Annotated in this window: 18 protein-coding genes; 12 read left to right on the forward strand and 6 right to left on the reverse strand. The window is 72.1% G+C overall.

The features are described 5' to 3' along the window. Positions 1 to 35: 35 nt before the first annotated feature. The 7 genes from ACQP26_RS28010 (at position 36) to pstB (ending at position 7100) form a co-directional block, all read left to right on the forward strand. Positions 36 to 755, forward strand: a complete 720-nt coding sequence (locus ACQP26_RS28010; protein ID WP_176722767.1) for a winged helix-turn-helix transcriptional regulator — start codon at positions 36 to 38, stop codon at positions 753 to 755. A 150-nt stretch (positions 756 to 905) separates the two neighbouring features. Beyond that, positions 906 to 1760 (forward strand): polysaccharide deacetylase family protein, encoded by an 855-nt coding sequence (locus ACQP26_RS28015; RefSeq protein ID WP_433496212.1) that lies wholly within the window; start codon positions 906 to 908, stop codon positions 1758 to 1760. Between the two features lie 67 nt (positions 1761 to 1827). Then, entirely contained in the window at positions 1828 to 2760 is a 933-nt protein-coding gene (mshD, locus tag ACQP26_RS28020) for a mycothiol synthase (protein WP_433494403.1), read from the forward strand. A gap of 233 nt (positions 2761 to 2993) precedes the next feature. Further along, the gene (pstS, locus tag ACQP26_RS28025) at positions 2994 to 4091 is read left to right on the forward strand and encodes a phosphate ABC transporter substrate-binding protein PstS (RefSeq protein ID WP_269703827.1); all 1098 of its coding nucleotides are present in this window, start codon (positions 2994 to 2996) and stop codon (positions 4089 to 4091) included. Between the two features lie 41 nt (positions 4092 to 4132). Continuing rightward, positions 4133 to 5218 carry a phosphate ABC transporter permease subunit PstC gene (pstC, locus tag ACQP26_RS28030; protein WP_281579648.1) on the forward strand — a complete coding sequence of 362 codons (1086 nt, stop codon included), beginning with the start codon at positions 4133 to 4135 and terminating at the stop codon, positions 5216 to 5218. After that, entirely contained in the window at positions 5215 to 6303 is a 1089-nt protein-coding gene (gene pstA / locus ACQP26_RS28035) for a phosphate ABC transporter permease PstA (RefSeq protein ID WP_269703825.1), read from the forward strand. Before pstC ends, pstA begins: the two co-directional genes overlap by 4 nt. Positions 6304 to 6323: 20 nt before the next feature. Then, positions 6324 to 7100 (forward strand): phosphate ABC transporter ATP-binding protein PstB, encoded by a 777-nt coding sequence (gene pstB, locus ACQP26_RS28040; RefSeq protein ID WP_269703824.1) that lies wholly within the window; start codon positions 6324 to 6326, stop codon positions 7098 to 7100. Here the strand turns inward: pstB and ACQP26_RS28045 are convergent. Continuing rightward, positions 7081 to 7920, reverse strand: a complete 840-nt coding sequence (locus ACQP26_RS28045; RefSeq protein ID WP_269703823.1) for an NUDIX hydrolase — start codon at positions 7918 to 7920, stop codon at positions 7081 to 7083. The two genes, pstB and ACQP26_RS28045, sit on opposite strands and share 20 nt — an antisense overlap. 82 nt (positions 7921 to 8002) lie before the next feature. Here ACQP26_RS28045 and ACQP26_RS28050 point away from each other — a divergent pair, with 82 nt between their 5' ends. From ACQP26_RS28050 to ACQP26_RS28060, 3 genes are all read left to right on the forward strand, one after another. Continuing rightward, the gene (locus ACQP26_RS28050; protein ID WP_433494404.1) at positions 8003 to 8692 is read left to right on the forward strand and encodes a class I SAM-dependent methyltransferase; all 690 of its coding nucleotides are present in this window, start codon (positions 8003 to 8005) and stop codon (positions 8690 to 8692) included. Positions 8693 to 9193: 501 nt separating this feature from the next. Then, positions 9194 to 9781 (forward strand): DinB family protein, encoded by a 588-nt coding sequence (locus ACQP26_RS28055; RefSeq protein ID WP_433494405.1) that lies wholly within the window; start codon positions 9194 to 9196, stop codon positions 9779 to 9781. 61 nt (positions 9782 to 9842) lie between these two features. Beyond that, a complete protein-coding gene (locus tag ACQP26_RS28060) occupies positions 9843 to 10811 on the forward strand; it encodes a Gfo/Idh/MocA family protein (RefSeq protein ID WP_433494406.1) in 969 nt (322 codons plus the stop codon). Positions 10812 to 10871: 60 nt separating this feature from the next. On the opposite strand, the gene ACQP26_RS28065 is transcribed toward ACQP26_RS28060, so the two are convergent. The 3 genes from ACQP26_RS28065 to ACQP26_RS28075 all read right to left on the reverse strand — a co-directional run bounded on the left by ACQP26_RS28065 (position 10872) and on the right by ACQP26_RS28075 (position 13607). Then, positions 10872 to 11876: an inorganic phosphate transporter gene (locus ACQP26_RS28065; RefSeq protein WP_269703819.1), complete on the reverse strand. Its 1005-nt coding sequence runs from the start codon at positions 11874 to 11876 to the stop codon at positions 10872 to 10874. A 4-nt stretch (positions 11877 to 11880) separates the two neighbouring features. Next, complete coding sequence (locus ACQP26_RS28070) at positions 11881 to 12507, reverse strand: DUF47 domain-containing protein (protein WP_030504473.1); 627 nt, start codon at positions 12505 to 12507, stop codon at positions 11881 to 11883. Between the two features lie 149 nt (positions 12508 to 12656). Next, positions 12657 to 13607, reverse strand: a complete 951-nt coding sequence (locus tag ACQP26_RS28075) for a PPK2 family polyphosphate kinase (RefSeq protein WP_433494407.1) — start codon at positions 13605 to 13607, stop codon at positions 12657 to 12659. A gap of 189 nt (positions 13608 to 13796) precedes the next feature. Between ACQP26_RS28075 and sigJ the strand changes: the two genes are divergently transcribed. Continuing rightward, entirely contained in the window at positions 13797 to 14750 is a 954-nt protein-coding gene (gene sigJ / locus ACQP26_RS28080; protein WP_433494408.1) for an RNA polymerase sigma factor SigJ, read from the forward strand. Between the two features lie 6 nt (positions 14751 to 14756). On the opposite strand, the gene ACQP26_RS28085 is transcribed toward sigJ, so the two are convergent. Further along, positions 14757 to 15263 carry a DUF402 domain-containing protein gene (locus ACQP26_RS28085; RefSeq protein ID WP_269703816.1) on the reverse strand — a complete coding sequence of 169 codons (507 nt, stop codon included), beginning with the start codon at positions 15261 to 15263 and terminating at the stop codon, positions 14757 to 14759. Between the two features lie 124 nt (positions 15264 to 15387). Here ACQP26_RS28085 and ACQP26_RS28090 point away from each other — a divergent pair, with 124 nt between their 5' ends. Next, positions 15388 to 17532, forward strand: coding sequence for an ATP-dependent DNA helicase (locus tag ACQP26_RS28090; RefSeq protein WP_281579644.1), 2145 nt, complete (start codon positions 15388 to 15390; stop codon positions 17530 to 17532). Positions 17533 to 17584: 52 nt separating this feature from the next. Here the strand turns inward: ACQP26_RS28090 and ACQP26_RS28095 are convergent, their stop codons facing one another. Further along, entirely contained in the window at positions 17585 to 18913 is a 1329-nt protein-coding gene (locus ACQP26_RS28095; protein WP_269703814.1) for an AI-2E family transporter, read from the reverse strand. Positions 18914 to 19024 lie beyond the last annotated feature (111 nt).

Raw genomic sequence — 19024 nt, forward strand, 5'->3', positions numbered from 1 at the left:
TGGTCGCGCGCGGCCGAAGGGCCGCCGGGACGGAGGTGATCGTGGAGCTCCTGCTGCTCGTGACTGCGCGGGCCGGTGAGCCGTCGGCGGTGTTGCCGGCGCTCGACCTGCTGCCGCACTCGGTTCGCACCGCACCCCGTGACGTCCGCACGCTGGTCTCCGGCCCCACGCCGGACGCCGTCCTGGTGGATGCCCGCTCCGAGCTGAGCGAGGCGCGGGCCACCTGCCGGATGCTGCACGCCACCGGGCTCGGCGTGCCGCTCGTCGCTGTCGTCACCGAGGCGGGGCTGATCGCGCTCAACGCGGACTGGGGCGTCGACGACGTGATCCTGGCCGGCGCCGGGCCGGCCGAGGTGGAGGCCCGGCTGCGGCTCGCTGTCGGCCGGCTCAGCAACGCCACCGCCGGCGCCGGCGGCTCGATCCGGGCCGGCGAGCTGAACATCGACCCGGACACGTACGCCGCCAAGCTGAAGGGCCGGCCGCTCGACCTCACGTACAAGGAGTTCGAGCTGTTGAAGTTCCTGGCCCAGCACCCGGGGCGGGTGTTCACCCGGGACCAGCTGCTGCGCGAGGTCTGGGGTTACGACTACTTCGGCGGCACCCGGACGGTAGACGTGCACGTGCGGCGGCTGCGCGCCAAGCTCGGCTCGGAGTACGAGTCGATGATCGGCACCGTCCGCCAGGTGGGCTACAAGTTCGTCGTCCCGCCGTCGCGCTCGCTGCCGGAGTCGGAGCCCGCCCCGCTGCCGGTCTGACCGCCCACGCGCCACCCCGCTAGAGGGCACTTTTCGCGTATGCCCTTTTTGCCCGATCAGTCAGCCATATCCTGACTGCCGGAATTGTCGGGCTAAGGGGGCGACGGTGCGTGCGGTGAACACGGGGGCGACGAACGGCCGGTGCCGCTGATGCGGGGCTCGACGCTGCGCGCCGCCGGGCTCGTGACCGTCGTCCTGGCCGGCCTGCTCGGCTCGGCGTTCGCGCTGGGCCGCAGCCTGGTGCCGGACCCGCATCCGTCGGCCGCCGGAGTCGCCACGTCGCTCACCGGGCCGCGCTACGGCGACCAGCCACCGAGCACCGACTTCCCGGGCGGCACGGCCGGCCCTCGGCCCAGCCCCGACACCGAGCCGGACGCCGCACCCGTTCCACCGGACGGCGACGGCCCGTACGGCGCCATGCTCGCCACCGGCTCCGCCCGGGTGGCGCTGACCTTCGACGACGGCCCCGATCCCCGCTGGACCCCGCAGGTGCTCGCGCTGCTGGCCCAGTACGGCGTACGGGCGACCTTTTGTGTCGTCGGCGAGAACGTCGAGACCCACCCGGATCTGGTCCGGTCGATAGTGGCCGAGGGCCACACCCTGTGCAACCACTCCTGGAAGCACGACGTCAACCTGGGCAAGCGTTCCCCGGCGACGATCCGGGCCGACCTGCTGCGCACCAACGACGCGATCCTGGCCGCCGCGCCCGACGCGCGGATCACGTACTACCGCCAGCCGGGCGGGGCCTGGACGCCCTCGGTCATGGCGGCCTGCGCCGACCTGGGCCTCACCCCGGTGCACTGGAGCGTGGACCCGTCGGACTGGAAGGCACCGGGACCCGGAGCGATCGAGGCGACCATCCGCACGCAGATGGGCCCGGGCGCGATCGTGCTCATGCACGACGCGGGCGGGGACCGCTCCGGCACCGTCACGGCGTTGCAGCAACTCCTGCCCGAGATGGTGAGCCGGTTCGAACTGGAGCCGCTGCCCGTCGGCAACCCGTGACGAGCGCCACCGATCCCGGTCGTCGTCCGGCGCGAACCCCGGCCCGCCTGCCGCTACCGTGACTCAGATGAGCAGCACCGAGCCGACGACCGCGGCCGACCGGATCGGACGGGCGGACCGCCTGACGCCGGACGAGGTCGCCGAGGTGCTGGCGCTGGCCCGCGCCGCCGGGGACGCCGACGGCGCCGACCCGCTCGACGAGCACGTGCTGCTGCGGCTGCGCGACCCCGAGGCGCCCGCCGTGCACCTCACCGCCCGGACCACCGACGGCACCCTCTCCGGGTACGCGCACCTCGACACCACCGCCCCGGCCGAGGGTGTCGGCGTGGAGATGGTCGTGCACCCGGCGTACCGGCGGCGGGGTTCCGGCCGGGCGCTTGCCCTCGGCGTGGTGGATGCCGCGTCCGGACCGCTGCGCGCCTGGGCGCACGGCGACCACCCGTCGGCCGCCGCGCTCGCTGTCGACCTGGGCTTCTCCCGGGCGCGCGTGCTCTGGCAGATGCGCCGCCCGCTGACCGCCGAGTTGCCGCCGCCGGTGGTGCCGGACGGCGTGACGCTGCGCGCGTTCCGTCCCGGCGAGGACGACGAGACCTGGCTGGCGGTGAACAACGCGGCCTTCGCCCAGCACCCCGAGCAGGGCAGGTGGACGCTCGACGACCTGCGCGTCCGCATCGCCGAGCCGTGGTTCGACCCCGCCGGATTCCTGCTCGCCGTCGACTCCGCCACCGGACGGCTGCTCGGCTTCCACTGGACCAAGGTGCACGAGCAGCCGGGCTCGGCCCGCATCGGCGAGGTGTACGTGCTCGGCGTCGACCCGTCCGCGCACCGGGGCGGGCTGGGTCGGGTGCTCACCGCCGCCGGCCTGACCCACCTGCGCGACGAGCGCGGGCTGGACCGGGTGATGCTCTACGTGGACGAGAGCAACACCGCCGCTGTCGCGCTCTACGAGCGCCTCGGCTTCGCGCGCTGGTCCGCGCACGTCAACTACCAGCTGGGCTGAGCGCTCTCCGGCCCCGGAAAGCCGCCACAAAGGCGATACCGGGCTGCTAGTTCACGAAATGGACAACCCTTCCTCAGCGTGCGGCCATCTCGTCGGCTGAACGTGTTCACCGCGCGTTCACTTACGTCCGGCGAACCGTCCACCTGGCCCTCCTACCTTTCGTGTCAGCCGGTCAGCGCCGGCCCCCGGCACTCCGGGCGACCTGACCAAAGACGTGAAGGGAAACCCCTGAAGTGAAGCTCCAGCGGCACGGCGCCATCGCCTGTCTCGCTCTTACCGCGGTTCTCGGTCTCAGCGCCTGCGGCTCGGACAACAACGAGCCTGCCAGCGCCTCCGGTTCCACCGCCGCGGTGGACTGCGCGAAGGGCACGCTGAACGCGCAGGGCTCCTCGGCCCAGAAGAACGCCATGGCCGAGTGGATCAAGGCGTACCAGCAGAAGTGCGCCGGCACCACGATCAACTACGAGCCGAGCGGCTCGGGCGCCGGCATCCAGGCCTTCATCGCCGGCACCGCCGACTTCGCCGGTTCGGACTCCCCCCTCAAGCCGGAGGAGCAGCCGCAGGCCGACGCCAAGTGCGTCGGCGGCCAGGCGCTCAACCTGCCGATGGTGATCGGCCCGGTCGCCGTGGTCTACAACGTCAGCGGCGCGGACAACCTCCAGTTCAGCCCGGCCACCCTGGCGAAGATCTTCGCCGGCAAGGTGACCAAGTGGGACGACGCGGCCATCAAGGCCGACAACCCGGACGCCAAGCTGCCGTCGACCGCGATCCAGGCGGTGCACCGCTCGGACGAGTCGGGCACCACCGACAACTTCACCAAGTACCTCTCCAAGACCGCCGAGGCGGACTGGACGCTCGGCAACTCCAAGGCGTGGAAGGCCCCGGGCGGCGTCGGCGCGGCCAAGTCCGACGGTGTGGCCAGCAAGGTCAAGAGCACCGACGGCACCATCAGCTACGTCGAGTGGTCGTACGCCGAGAACTCCGACCTGAAGATGGCGAAGATCAAGAACGGCAACGGCGAGTTCGTCGAGCTGACCGGCGACTCGGCCGGCAAGACCATCGCCGGCGCCAAGTTCGAGGGTCAGGGCAACGACCTGAAGATGTCGATCGACTACAACACCAAGGAGGCCGGGGCGTACCCGATCGTCCTGGCGACCTACGAGATCGTCTGCAGCAAGGGCCTCGCCGCCGACAAGCTGCCGCTGGTCAAGGGCCTGCTCGGCCACGCCGCCAGCGCCGAGGGGCAGAAGGAGCTGGTCGAGCTCGGCTACGCGCCGCTGCCCGAGACCGTCCGCACCAAGGTCGAGGCCGCGGTCCAGAGCCTCTCCTGACGCTCCGGCCGACACCTCCTCAACACGAAGCGAGCGAGCAGATGGGTGACACCCCTCAGCGCTCGGCCCACGCCGGCACCGGCGGGACTCCCGTGGCCACGAGCCACGAGGGACCCGCCGGTGCCTCGGCGCGTGTGGCCGAGCGCCCCGGTAACCCGGGCCGCCCCGACGGCGGCCTCGGCGGCGGCGGCGCCCTCCCCCGGGCCCGCGCCTTCGGCGCGGAACGGGCGTTCCGCGGCCTGACCCTGGCCGCCGGCACCACCGTCCTGGTGGTCATCGCGGCCATCGCGATCTTCCTGGTCGCCAAGGCCGTCCCCGCGCTGCGGGCGAACACCGAGTCGTTCTGGACGTTCGAGGGCTGGTTCCCGAACGACAACCCGCCGCAGTTCGGCATCGGCGCGCTCGCCTTCGGCACCGTCCTGAGCTCGCTGCTGGCGCTGCTCATGGCGGTGCCGGTCGCGCTGGGCATCGCCCTCTACCTGTCGCACTACGCGCCCCGGCGGCTCGGCAACGCCCTGGGCTTCCTGATCGACCTGCTCGCAGCCGTGCCGAGCGTGGTCTTCGGCCTCTGGGGGCGGGACTACTTCGCCCAGCCGGTCGCCGACGTGTCCGCGTGGCTGAACAGGTACTTCGGCTGGATCCCGATCTTCGGCGACGGCCCGTACGGCAACTCGATCCTGCTCGGCTCGGTGGTGCTCGCCATCATGGTGCTGCCGATCGTCACCTCGCTGTCCCGCGAGGTGTTCCGGCAGACCCCGACCGCGAACGAGGAGGCGGCGCTCGCGCTCGGCGCCACCCGCTGGGAGATGATCCGCACCGCGGTCCTGCCGTACGGCCGTCCGGGCGTCATCGCCGCGGTGATGCTGGGCCTGGGCCGGGCGCTGGGCGAGACCATCGCGCTGGCGCTCACGCTCGGATCCACGTACGCCATCTCGTTCAACATCCTGGCCAGCGGCGGCAACTCGATCGCCGCGAACATCGCCAACCGGTTCGCCGAGGCGAACGACACCGGCCGGGGCGCGCTGATCGCCTCCGGCCTGGTGCTGTTCGCGATCACGTTGATCGTCAACATCACCGCGCGGGCGATCATCTACCGGCGGCGCGAGTTCACGGAGTCGGCCGCATGACCACCACCCTCACCCCCCGCCGCCCGCGCCCGCCGGCCCAGCCGGCCACGCTGCGGGCGAAGCGTCTTCCCGCGTACGCTGCTCCGGCCGTCGCCGTCGCGGCGCTGCTGCTCGCGACGGGCATCGTGTACGGCGCCGGCATCGGCGGCCCGGTCCTGGTCGTGGTGGTCGGCGCGCTGCTCTACCTGGCCGGCCTGTTCGTCGCGGCGAACGCGGTGGAGGGCCGCCGGTCGGCCCGCAACCGCACCTGGAGCGCGCTGATCCACTCGGCGTTCGTGCTGGCGGTGCTGCCGCTGGCGTCGGTGGTCTGGACGCTTGTCAGCAAGGGCTCCGAGCGACTGGACGCGAACTTCTTCGGCACCTCGATGAACAACATCGGGTCGCGGGACGCCAACGGCGGCGCGTACCACGCGATCGTCGGCACGTTGCAGCAGGTCGGCATCGCCACGCTGATCACGGTGCCGCTGGGCGTACTCTGCGCGATCTACATCGTCGAGTACGGCCGGGGCCGGTTCGCGTTCACCATCCGCTTCTTCGTGGACGTGATGACCGGCATCCCGTCGATCGTCACCGGCCTGTTCGTGCTGGCATTCTGGGTGCTGATCGTCTCGCCGTGGTTCAACGACGGACGGCCGGGCTTCTCCGGCTTCGCCGCCGCGCTGGCACTGAGCGTGCTCATGCTGCCCACTGTGGTCCGTTCCACCGAGGAGATGCTCCGGCTGGTGCCGGCGCCGCTGCGCGAGGGCGCGTACGCCCTGGGCGTACCGAAGTGGAAGACCATCCTGCGGGTCGTGCTGCCGACCGCGCTGCCCGGCATCGTCACCGGCATCATGCTCGCCATCGCGCGGGCCGCCGGTGAGACGGCGCCGGTGCTGCTCGTCGCCGGCGGCGGCGCGGCGATCAACTTCAACCCGTTCGAGAACAACCAGTCGTCGCTGGCCCTCTTCGTCTACCAGCAGGCCGGTGAGGCGTCGAGGTACTCGCCGGCACGGGCGTGGACCGCGGCGCTGACCCTGGTCGCCCTCGTCCTCGTCCTCACCGTGGCGGCGAAGCTGCTGTCCCGTCGCAACCGGCTCGGCCGATGAACCCCGGAGGTACCGCCACCATGGCCAAGCGCATCGAAGCCACGAACGTGACCGCCTACTACGGCGGGTTCAAGGCGATCGAGAACATCAACCTGACCGTCGAGCCGAAGACGGTCACCGCCCTGATCGGCCCGTCCGGCTGCGGCAAGTCCACCTTCCTGCGGTCGATCAACCGGATGCACGAGGTACTGCCCGGCGCCCGGGTCGAGGGCAACCTCACCATCGACGACCAGGACATCTACGACCGCGACGTGGACGTCACCGCGGTCCGCCGGATGATCGGCATGGTCTTCCAGCGGCCGAACCCGTTCCCCACCATGAGCATCTTCGAGAACGTGGTGGCGGGCCTGCGGCTCAACGGCGTACGGCGCAAGTCGATCCTGGAGGAGGCGGCCGAACGGGCGCTCCGCTCGGCGAACCTGTGGGACGAGGTGAAGGACCGCCTCGCCAAGCCCGGCGCGGGCCTGTCCGGCGGTCAGCAGCAGCGGCTCTGCATCGCCCGCACCATCGCTGTCGAGCCGCAGGTCGTGCTGATGGACGAGCCCTGCTCGGCGCTGGACCCGATCTCCACGCTGGCCATCGAGGACCTGATGTTCCAGCTCAAGGACAAGTTCACCATCATCATCGTCACGCACAACATGCAGCAGGCCGCGCGGGTGTCGGACCGGACCGCCTTCTTCTCGATCGAGAAGACCGGCGACCCGGGCCGCCTGATCGAGTACGACAACACCCAGAAGATCTTCAGCAACCCGAGCCAGAAGAAGACCGAGGACTACATCACCGGCCGCTTCGGCTGAGGCGGAAGCTGGGCTCGGCGCCGTCCAGTCCCTCGATGTACGGGAGGATCGGCGTACCCGGATCGCGCTCCGCGGCGGCGCGGGCCACGCCGTCGAGGTCGCCCGCGGCGACGACCTCGGCGAGCGTGGCCATGGTCGGCGGCAGCATGGTCAGCTCGCCGGCCTCCGCCCGGGTCAGCGCGTCCGCCGGGCGCAGCCACAGCGTGTGGTCGGCCTCGCCGGACACGTCCCGGGTCCGCTGCCCCTCGGGCAGCAGGGCGACGAAGAAGTACGTGTCGAAGCGGCGCGGCTCGAACTCCGGAGTGATCCAGCGGCTCCACGGCAGCAGCAGGTCGGACCGGAGCGTCAGGCCGCACCCGGCCAGCAGGTCCGCGAAGCCGACCCGCCGTCCCTCCAGATCCTGCCGGGCTGCCTCCCAGTCGTCGCCGCTCACGTCGCCGACCACGTTGTCCGGGTCCGGCCCGGCGAGCAGCACACCCGCCTCCTCGAAGACCTCGCGGGCGGCGGCGCACACCACCGCCTGCGCAGCGGCCGGATCGAGCCGGAGCCGCTCCCCCCAGACCGCCGGCTCCGGGCCGGCCCAGCCGAGGTGCGCCTCCGAGTCGGAGCGGTCCACCCCGCCGCCGGGAAAGGCGTACATGCCGCCGAACGTCATCGCCGCCACCCGGCGGATCATGTAGACCTCGAATCCGTCGCCGGACGGCCGGAGCAGCAGCACGGTGGCGGCGACCCGGGGCACGGCCGGCACGGCGCCCTCGGCCCGGAATCGGCGGGCGTGCTCCACCAGGGCGGGGGGTGCGGCGAAGCCGTCGATCGTCATGCGCCCGAGCCTAGTGCCGTAACGGGCGACGCCGCCCCGCCGCCCGACGCCGCCCTCCTCCGATTGCGCCGATACTCCTCGGATGACGGATCTCAACAACCAGGCGGGGTATTGGAACTCCAAGGGTGCCGCGAAGACTTTCGGCCACCCGGTCGCACTTTCGTGGCTGGACGGCATCGATCGGCGGGCACGCGTTCTCGACTACGGGTGCGGTTACGGCCGGCTGGCAGGGCTGCTCGTGCAGCAGGGCTTCGAGAATGTCGAGGGGGTGGATGTCGCGCCCCGTCTCGTCAGCCGGGCCAAGAAGGAGCAGCCCGGCGCGCGATTCACGGTTCTCACCAATCCTCCGCAGCTCGATCACCAGGCGGACAGCGTCGACCTGGTGCTGCTGTTCGCGGTGTTGACGTGCATACCCGACGACGCCGGACAGCGGGAGCTGGTGACGGAGCTGCGTCGGGTGCTACGGCCGGGCGGGCTCATCTACGTCAGTGACCTGTGCCTGCAGGAGGATCACCGTAACCGTTCCCGGTACGAACGATTCGCAGCCAAGTACGGCACCTACGGGATCTTCGAGACCGACGACGGGGCGGTGTGCCGACACCACACCACCGACTGGCTGGACCATCTGTTCGGCGATTTCCATCTCGTCGCCAGCCGCGAGGTCGCGGTGGAGACGATGAACGGCCGTCCGGCCCGCGCGAGCCAGCGGTTGGTGTCCACGCCGCAGCCCGGAGCATCCAGGGCCGGGCGCGATGGCACGGGAGACGCCTGACGGCCCGACGGGTGGATCACCCGCCGGTTCCGGTGCACGAGGCGGTGGCGTGCCGGGCATGACGCGGTGGACAGTCCGGCCGTGCTCGCCGGCACCCGCGGAACCCGCGCTCCACACACCGGCGCCCCAATCACACTGGGTAGTTTTCGCCCAGCCACTGGCACACTCCTCCCCCGCCTTTGCTCTGCAGCCGAATCCGCAACGGTGACCCTCCGCGAGCGGTGCGCAAAAGGCTGCAGAGCAAAGGGGCCGGGAGGACCTTCACCGAGCTGGGAGCCAGGTGGGTTTATGCCCGGTAAGTCCCTTCTGGACACTCGGCCTGACGAGTGACAGACAACCGCCGTGACGCTGTGCAATCTGCACGCTCCGTGTTGCCGGTCCGACGTTCAGATGGACGGTTCGAGGGCTCAGCGACAGAGACCGTCGCGCACCTCCGGGCGGCCCAGCGGGCCGCCGGCACGGGGCTACGGCGGCCGGCCATGCCTGGCAGGGTGGTGACCTGTGATCGACGACTTCGCGAAGCAGTACCTGCACAACGACCTGCGCCAGATCCGCGAGGTGCTGTTGTGGAAGCTCGACGGGCTGTCCGAGTACGACGTACGCCGCCCCCTGACCGCGTCCGGCACCAACCTGCTCGGCCTGGTCAAGCACCTGTCCTTCGGGGAGGCCCGGTACTTCGGCGAGGTGTTCGGCAGGCCGTTCCCGGAGCCGCTGCCCCGGTGGGACGACCCGGATCCGGACGGCGCCGACATGTGGGCGACCGAGCACGAGAGCCGCGAGGAGGTGCTCGGCCGCTACCGGCGGGTGGCCGAGCACGCGGATGCGACGATCGACGCCCTCGCCATCGACGCTCCCGGCCACGTGCCGTGGTGGCCCCGCCCGGACGTCAAGTTGTTCAACATCCTGGTCCACGTGCTGGCCGAGACCAGCCGGCACGCGGGGCACGCCGACATCCTGCGGGAGCAGCTCGACGGCTCGATCGGGGCGTGGGCCGCGTACGCGCACCTGGAACCGGAACCGCCGACGCTGGCGACGCGGCGGGCGATGATCGAACGGGCCGCGCGGGCCGCCGCCGACGCCCATGGCTGAGCCGTCCCGACCGGTGGATCACCCTCCCGGCCTCCGAGCGGTACGGGATAGCGTGCCGGGCATGACGCGTTGGGGAATCCTGGCCACCGGAAACATCGCCGCTCGCTTCGCCGAGGATCTGCGGCTGGTGCCGGACGCCGAACTGGTGGCGGTCGGCTCGCGTACCCGGGAGAGCGCCGAACTGTTCGCGCACCGGCACGAGGTGCCGCGTGCGTACGCCTCATGGGCGGAACTGGCCGCGGACCCGGACGTGGACGCGATCTACGTGGCCACCCCGCACGCCGCGCACCACGAGGCGGCGCTGGCGTGCCTGGCCGGCGGCAAGGCCGTGCTGGTGGAGAAGCCCTGCACGCTGGACCTGCCGACCACCACCGACCTGGTGGAGACGGCCCGCGCCCGGGGTCTGTTCCTCATGGAGGCCATGTGGATGCGGACCAACCCGCTGATCCTGCGCGTGCTGGAGCTGATCCGCGACGGCGCGATCGGTGAGGTGACGCACGTACGGGCCGACTTCGGCGTGGCCGGGCCGTTCCCGCCGGAGCACCGGATGCGGGCCCGCACGCTCGGCGGCGGCGCGCTGCTCGACCTCGGCGTCTACCCGCTGAGCCTGGCCCACCTGGTGCTCGGCGTGCCGCAGCACGTGCAGGCGTGGGCCAAGCTGACCCCGGAGGCGGTGGACGAGAACACCGGCATGGTGCTCGGCTGGGACTCCGGCGCGGTGGCGACGCTCAGCTGCGGCATGGTCGGCGCGACAGCGATCACCGCGTCGATCACCGGCACCACCGGCCGGATCGACCTGCCCGAGCTGTTCTTCCGGCCGGCGCACGCGGTGCTGCACCGGGCTGGCGCCGAACCGGAGACGATCCCGGCGGACCTGACCGGCGGCGGCTACCAGTACGAGGCGATCGAGGTGCAGCGCTGCCTGGCCGCCGGGCTGACGGAGAGCCCGCTGGTGCCGCACGCCGCCACGCTCGAGGTGATGGGCCTCATCGACGACATCAAGGCCCGGATCGGCGTCTCCTACGCGTGAAGGGTCCCCCGCCACGGCGGGGAACCCTTCGACGTCGTCGCGCGGAGCGCGGACAGGAGCTCAGAACAGCGGCCGGACCAGCAGGTACGCGAGGCAGGCGATCGCGGCGGCGGCCGGGAACGTGATGATCCAGGCGATCACGATGTTGCCCGCCACGTTCCAGCGCACCGCGGACAGCCGTTTCGTCGCGCCCACACCCATGATCGCCGAGGTGATCGTGTGCGTGGTCGAGATCGGCGCCTTCAGCACCAGCGCGTTGAAGTAGAGCACCGCGCTGGCGACGGTCTCGGCCGCGAAGCCCTCCGCCGGCCCCAGGTCGATGATCTTCCGACCAAGCGTCCGGATGATCCGCCAGCCACCCGCGTACGTGCCGGCCGCCAGCATCGCGGCCGAGGTCCAGAAGACCCAGCCCGGGATGTGGGTCTTGCTCTCCTGGAAGCCACCGGTGTAGAGCGCCAGCACGATGATGCCCATGGTCTTGGCGGCGTCCTGCATGCCGTGGCCGACCGACATGGCGGCGGCGGACGCGGTCTGCGCCCAGCGGAAGCCGCGGCTGAGCTTGCCGGGCTGCCCCTTCCGGAACAGCCACATGATCGCCAGCATCACCAGGAAGCCGAGCACCAGGCCGACCACCGGCGACAGCACCATCGGGATGAGGACCTTCTCGATGATGGTGGCCCACTGGACGATGCCGTCGGCGGCGAACAGGGTGGCGCCGACCAGTCCGCCGAAGAGGGCGTGCGAGGAGGACGAGGGCAGGCCGAAGTACCAGGTGATCAGGTTCCAGATGATCGCGCCGAGAACGCCGGCGAAGACCACGCCGAGGCTCTCCACCCCGGTCGGCAACGTGACCAGGCCGTCGCCGACCGTCTTGGCCACGCCGGCACCGAAGTGCGCGCCGACGAAGTTGCCGACGGCGGCCAGCGCGAGCGCGATCCGGGGGGTCAGCGCCCGGGTCGAGATGCTGGTGGCGATCGCGTTGGCCGCGTCATGGAAGCCGTTCGTGTAGTCGAACGCCATGGCGACCGCGATCACCGCCAGCACGGCGATGAGTTCGGGACTCACTGGATCAGGACTCCTTGACCGCGATGGTCTCGACGGTGTTCGCGACGTGCTCGAAGGCGTCGCAGGCGGCCTCCAGCTCGTCGGCCACCTCCTTCATCTTCAGCACCGTGAGCGCGTCGTACTCACCGGAGAAGAGGCGTACCAGCAGCATCCGGTACGCCTGGTCGCCGTCGTTCTCGAGCCGGTTGCACTCGATCCAGTAGTCCTCGAGATCCTTCATCGACTTCAGCCGGGGCATCGCCTCGGCGGTGAGCTTGGCCTGCAGGTCGAGCACGTTCACCAGCTCGTGCAGCTCGCGCGGAAGCGACGGGAGCTTGGTCAGGCCGTACAGGTAGAGGAGGTTGCCGACCGCCTCCAGGTGGTCCATCACGTCGTCGAGCAGCGAGCCCAGCCGGTAGATGTCCTCGCGGTCGAACGGCGTGATGAACGTGGAGTTGATCTTCTTGTACAGCTCGTGCGTGATCTGGTCGCTGTCGTGCTCGATGTCGGTCAGCCGCTCGCTGATCGACTGCACGTCGGCACCGGGCAGACCCAGCTCGTTGAGCAGGTCGGTCCCCTTCACCAGGTTCTGCGCAGCCCTGGTGAAGAGCTCGTAGAAGGCGCCCTCGGTGGGACGGAAGGAAAACTTCACAGCACGGACCTCGTCGTGTCGGTGGAAGGGTGGCCGTCGCCGCCCGGGCGTCTGCTCTGCGCATGCTAGGGACCGCGCCGAACCCACTTTCGATCGGCCCACCCCTGGTCAGGCCCGATTCACCGCTCGTTCACCTTCTGTTCACCTGATCACCGGCTGAGTTGGTTCCGTAACCGGTCACGCTCCCGTTCGACGTCGAAATCGGCAGGCGGATACCCCAGATCCAAGCCGTCGAACGTCTCCCGCATCAGGTGGGCGACCGCCCAGTCCCGGTACCACTTGCGGTCCGCCGGCACCACGAACCACGGCGCGGCGTCCGTGCCACAACGCTCCAGGGCCTCGGCGTACGCGGCCTGATAATCGTCCCAACGTGCCCGAGTGTCCAGGTCACTCGGGTTGAACTTCCAGAACTTCGCCGGGTCGGTGAGCCGCTCCATCAGCCGCTCGCCCTGCTCGGCGTACGAGATGTGCAGCATGACCTTCACCACTGTGACCGCCTGCTCGGTCAGTTCCCGCTCGAAGTCGTTGATGATCGCGTACCGGGACCGCCAGGTCGCCTCGTCGACCAGCCCTTCGACCCGGGCGATGAGCACGTCCTCGTAGTGCGAGCGGTTGAACACGCCCACGTACCCGGGTGGCGGCAGCGCCCGGCGTACCCGCCACAGGAAGTCGTGCCGCAACTCCTCCTCGGTCGGCGGCCCGAACGAGCGGATGTGCAGCCCGAGCGGGTTCATCGCGCCCGCCACCCGCTTGACGGTGCCGTCCTTGCCGCCGCAGTCCATCGCCTGGAGCACCAGCAGCACCCGGCGCGGCCGGTCGCCGTCCAGCCGGGCGTCCGCCTGGGCCGGCGCGCTGGTGGCGCTGCCCGGTCCGGCGGCGCCCTGCGCCGAGGCGTACAGCATCTCCTGTTGCCGGCCCAGTTCCGCGCCGACCAGCTCGACCTGCGCGCGCGCCCACTCCTTGCGCGCCGGCCCGCGCCCGGCCGCCGCCGGCAGCCCCGGCGTCGATCGTGGGTCGATCGCCGTCAGGTCCACCGCTCCCGGCCCCACCCGAAGCAGTTCCCGCATCCGCCCGCCCTCGGGCCCCACCACCTCACTCATCCCCCGATCCTCACCCCCAGCGCCCTTCCCCGCTCACCCCACGCCCCTGCCCCGGCCCGCCGATCTTGCAGTTGCGGCCCCCTGCACGCCCGGAAAGCACCCTTTGTCGGGGCGGCAAGTGCAAGATCAGCGAGCCCAGGTAAGGGCGCGGGGGCGGTGGGGTGGGGGGTGGGGCGGGAGAATGGGGGTGTGGAGGAGCTTGCGGGGGAGTTCGAGGCGGAACGAGGGCGCCTGCTGGCGGTCGCCCAGCGGATGCTGGGGAGCCGCAGCGAGGCCGAGGACGCGGTGCAGGAGACCTGGCTGCGCTTCTCCGGCGCGCTGAGCGACCCGGAGGAGCGCGCCCACGTACGCGACCTGCGCGGCTGGCTCGTCACCACCTGCTCCCGGATCTGCCTGGACGTGCTCCGCTCCGCCCGGGTGCGCCGGGAGGCGTACCCGGGAGTGTGGCTCCCCGAGCCGGTGGTGACAGCGGTGCCGGTGGCGGACGGGTTCGCGCCCGACCCGGCCGAGCGGGCCGTGCGGGCCGATCAGCTCGGCACCGCGCTGCTGGTGGTACTGGAACGGCTGACGCCGGAGCAGCGGGTGGCGTTCGTGCTGCACGACGTGTTCGCGGTGCCGTTCGCCGACGTGGCGGACGTGCTCGCGGTGACGCCGGAGGCGGCCCGTCAGCTGGCGTCGCGCGCCCGGCGGGCGGTGCACGGGCCGGACGTGCCCCGGCACAGCGCCGACCTCGCCGAGCAGCGGCGCGTGCTCGCCGCGTTCGCCGCCGCGGTGGAGTCGGGTGAGCTGGAGCAGCTGGTCCGCGTGCTCGCCCCGGACGTGGTGTCGATCGGCGACGCCGGCGGTCACTTCCCGGCCGGGCGCCGGCCGGTGGTCGGTGTCGACTCGGTCGCCCGCCTGCTCCTCGGCCTGTACGGCCAGGCCCGGCAGCGGGGTGGCCTGCGCGGACGGCCGGTGCTGGTGGACGGGACGCTCGGGTGGCAGTCGGAGTTCTTCCACCGGGACGGGCGGCCCATCCGGATGGTCACCTCGTTCGCCGTCCACGAGGGGCGGGTCACCGGCGTGTTCAACCAGCTCAACCCGGCCAAGGTCAGCGAGCTGCCGCCGCTGGGGCCGGACGCCGCCTGGCCGCCGCGCTGGTGAGCTGGCTCAGACCACCAGCGCCAGCCACTTCCGGTACGACGTGGCGAACGGCTCGGTGCCGTCGCCGAGCGCGCCGAGCAGCCAGCGGGACGCGGCCTCGGCCTCGGTGACCACGTCGTCCGGATAGCCCCAGCGGGCCCGGTGCACGGCGAACTCGTCCTCGTCGCGCAGCTCGACCAGGCCGGTCTCGCGGCGGCGCACCACGTCCAGGTCGAGGTCGATCAGGTGGACGGTCTCCCCGCCCTCCCAGCGGGCCGGGGTGGCGATGTCGCAGTAGACCTCGCTGGTGCGCGGCGGCGGGTTGAACATGCCGGTCCACCAGCCGTGGTGGGGCACCAGCAGGACGAACGGGATCTGCTCGACGGACGGGCGGCCGTGGTAGACGGACTCGGTGCCGGCGGGCACGCCGAGCCAGACGCCGAGGTCGTCCTCGGCGAGCCGGCGGGCCGGGTAGTCGCGGTGGGCGCTGCCGTCGTACTTGCGGTAGATCACGCGGACCACATCGCTCGGCATGCCTGGCACCCTAACCGATTCCGGCCACGCCACGCGATCGGGAGGTAACCGGACGCGACCCGCCGTCCCGCCACGCCGCCGGAGTGGCCGGACCCCCGTCGGGGGCGGCGGGTACGGTCGCACGGTGACCCCGTCCCGCACCGCCACCGGCCCGGCCGTCCCGAAGAAGCGCCGAGGTGGCCGCGCCGGTGCCGGGGAGCTTCTGGCCGCCGCGGTCGGCGCGGTTCCCGGCGGCGCGACCCGGCCGGGTCAGCAGCAGATGGCCGAGGCGATCGAGCAGAGCATCGTCTCCGGCGAGCACCTTCTCGTGCAGGCCGGCACCGGCACCGGCAAGTCCCTGGCCTACCTCGCTCCGGCGCTGACGGTGGACGGGCCGGTGGTGGTCTCCACCGCCACGCTGGCGTTGCAGTCCCAGCTCGTCGAGCACGACCTGCCCCGGCTGGCGGACGCGGTCGAGCCGGTGCTGGGCCGCCGCCCCACGTTCGCCGTGTTGAAGGGGCGCCACCACTACCTGTGCCTGGCCCGGCTGGACAGCTCGGTCGAGGACGAACCGGACGACGCGCTGTTCGACGCCCCACGCCCCGGCAACGGCGGCACCAAGTGGCTCGGTGAGGCGGGCCGCCTGGGCAAGCAGGTGCAACGGCTGCGGGACTGGGCCGAGGAGACCGCCACCGGCGACCGGGACGAGCTGGACCCGGGCGTGGACGACCAGGTGTGGCGCAGCGTCTCCATGCCGGCCCGGGAGTGCGTCGGCGCGAGCCGCTGCCCGTTCGGGCAGGAGTGCTTCGCGGAGGCGTCCCGGGCGCGCGCCCGCGAGGCCGACATCGTGGTCACCAACCACAGCCTGCTCGCCGTCGATATGCTCGCCGGGCGCCACATCGTGCCGCCGCACAAGCTGCTCGTGGTCGACGAGGCGCACGAGCTGGCCGACCGGGTCTCGTCGGCCGCCCAGGCCGAGCTGGTGCCGGAGTTGATCGACAGGTCCACCCGGCGGGCCCGGCCGCTGCTGCGCCCGGACGTGGCCGAACGGCTCACCGAGGCCGGTGACGCGCTGGCGGTGGGGCTGGCCGAGGCACCGGCCGGGCGGCTCACCGCCGGTCTGCCGCCGGCGCTGCGCGAGGCGTGCACGCTGCTGGACTCGGCGACCCGGGCCGCGCTGGAGGCGATCGGCGACGTGAAGTCCGACGACCCCGACCCGGTCCGCAAGCAGCAGGCCAAGGCCGTGCTGGACGAGCTGTCCACCACCGCCCAGCGGCTGCTGGAGGAGGCCGACCACGACGTCGCCTGGGTCGAGAAGCCGGACAACGGCAGCCGCCGCGCCCTCGTGGTGGCGCCGCTGTCGGTGGCGGGCACGCTCGCCACCCACCTGTACGACGAGCGCACAGTGGTCGCCACCTCGGCGACGCTGGCGCTGGGCGGGCGTTTCGACACGGTGGCCCGGGCGCTGGGGCTGGACGCGCCGCCGCCCGCACCGCCGTCCCCGGCCGCCGCCGCGCTGGCGACAGCCGCCGCCGCGGGCCGGTCCCCGGTCACGCCGCCGGTGGCCGCCACCGAGGGCAGCCGGGCGTCGATCGGCACCGTACCGGCCACCGAGGGGCCGGGCTGGAGTTCGCTCGACGTCGGCTCGCCGTTCGACTACGCCCGGCAGGGCATCCTGTACGTCGCCGCGCACCTACCCCGCCCCAGCGTCTCCGGGCTGCCCGGCCCGGCCGGTGAGGAGTTGCTGGCGCTGGTCGAGGCGCTCGGTGGTCGTACCCTCGGGCTCTTCTCGTCGCGACGGGCCGCGCAGCAAGCGGCGGAGCTGGTCCGCGCGCGGACCGACCTGCCGGTGCTGCTCCAGGGCGAGGAGGCACTGCCGCTGCTGGTACGCCGGTTCCGCGAGGTGCGGGAGAGCTGCCTGTTCGGGGTGATGTCGCTCTGGCAGGGCGTGGACGTGCCGGGCGACGCCTGCCAGCTCGTGGTGATCGACAGGTTGCCGTTCCCCCGCCCGGACGAGCCGCTCGCGGCAGCGCGGGCGGCGGCGGTGGACGCCGGTGGCGGCTCGGGTTTCGCGGCGGTGAGCGTGCCGATCGCGGCGGTGCGGCTGGCCCAGGGCGTCGGCCGGCTGATCCGGGCCACCGGCGACCGGGGCGTGGTGGCGGTGCTCGACTCGCGGCTGGAGACGGCTCGCGGGTACGGCCCGTTCCTGCGCCGCTCGCTGCCGCCGTTCTGGTACACCACCCGTCCCGAGGTGGCCCGGGGCGCGCTGGAACGGCTCGCCAAGAGCTGACGCCCGCGCCTCCCCGGATGGGGTGACGCGGGCGTCAAGGGGTGCCGGCGGGTCAGGGCGCCTGGGAGGCGACCACCACCGCGTCCGGCGGGGTGTCCGGCACAGTACGCGCGGCGAGCCGCCGCACCGCGGTGTTCAGGACGGCGATCAGCGGCACCGCGACCAGCGCGCCGGCGATGCCGGCGAGCACCACTCCGGCGGCGATGCCGATGATCACGGCGAGCGGGTGGATGGCCACCGCGCGGCCCATGATCAGCGGCTGGAGCACGTGGCCCTCGACCTGCTGTACGCCGATCACCGCGCCCAGGATGATCAGGGCGGTCACCGGGCCGCTGTCGACCAGCGCCACCAGCACGGCCACCACGCCGGACAGGAACGCACCGACGATCGGGATGAACGCGCCCAGGAAGACCAGTGCGGCCAGCGGGAACGCGAACGGGATGTCGAACAGCACCAGGAAGATGCCGATGCCGACCGCGTCGATGAAGGCCACGAGGACTGTGGCACGCACGTACGCGCCGAGCGTCGCCCAGGACGCGCGACCGGCGTCGTCGACCTTCCAGCGGGCGGCCACCGGGAGCAGCCGGACCAGGAACCGCCAGATGTTGTTGCCGTCGCGCAGGAAGAAGAACGTGGCGAACAGGACCAGGACGGTGCCGGTGAGCACCTCGGCGAGCGTGGCGGCGGTGCTGAGCGCACCGCTGGTGAACCGCTCGGTGTTGCCGTTGATCCAGTTCTGCGCCTCGTTGATGTAGCGGTCGAGCTGGCTGTCGGACAGGTGCAGCGGCCCGGTCTTGAACCAGTCCTGGATCTGCCGGACGCCCTCGGAGGACTTCTGGCTCAGCTCCGGTACGCCCTTGATGAACTCGTTCACCACGAGCGTCAGCGTGCCGACGACGGCGGCCAGGCCACCGACCAGCACCACCGCTGTCGCCAGCGAGCGGGGCAGCCGGGCCCGGAGCAGCCAGCCGACCGCCGGTGCGAGCAGCGCGGAGAGCAGCAGCGCGACGGTCAGCGGGATGATCACGATGCTGATCGTGCCGATTATCTTGAGCAGGGCCCAGGTGACGATGCCGATCACGATCAGGCGCCAGCACCACGCGGCGGCGATGCGCAGCGCGTGCGGCACCTCCGTGTCGTCCCGGCTCACCGTCGAGGAGTGCATCGCCGCCGGCGGCTGGGCGCCCACCACCGTCGCTTCCGGCGCGGCGGGCGGCCCCGGGGTTGCCGGCGTGGCCACGCCCCCGTCCGCCGCCTCCGCCGCCTCCGCCGCGGCCCGCCGGGTTCGCGTCGCCTCCCGGCCCGACTCGTACGCACGGCGGAGCCGTCCGCGCATCCGCTCCATGCGGCTCAAGCGCACCTCCGGCAAAGTCGGCCCCATCAGGTCGCAGGGGGCACAGGATACGTCCGTACGCCCCACCCTAGGGCGACTCGGCCACACATTGCCCGCCCGGCACTCGCGCCAACCACGCCGGGATCGACAGTCGGCCAC

It is taken from the genome of Micromonospora sp. CA-248089 (assembly GCF_050948515.1).
Lineage (GTDB): Bacteria > Actinomycetota > Actinomycetes > Mycobacteriales > Micromonosporaceae > Micromonospora.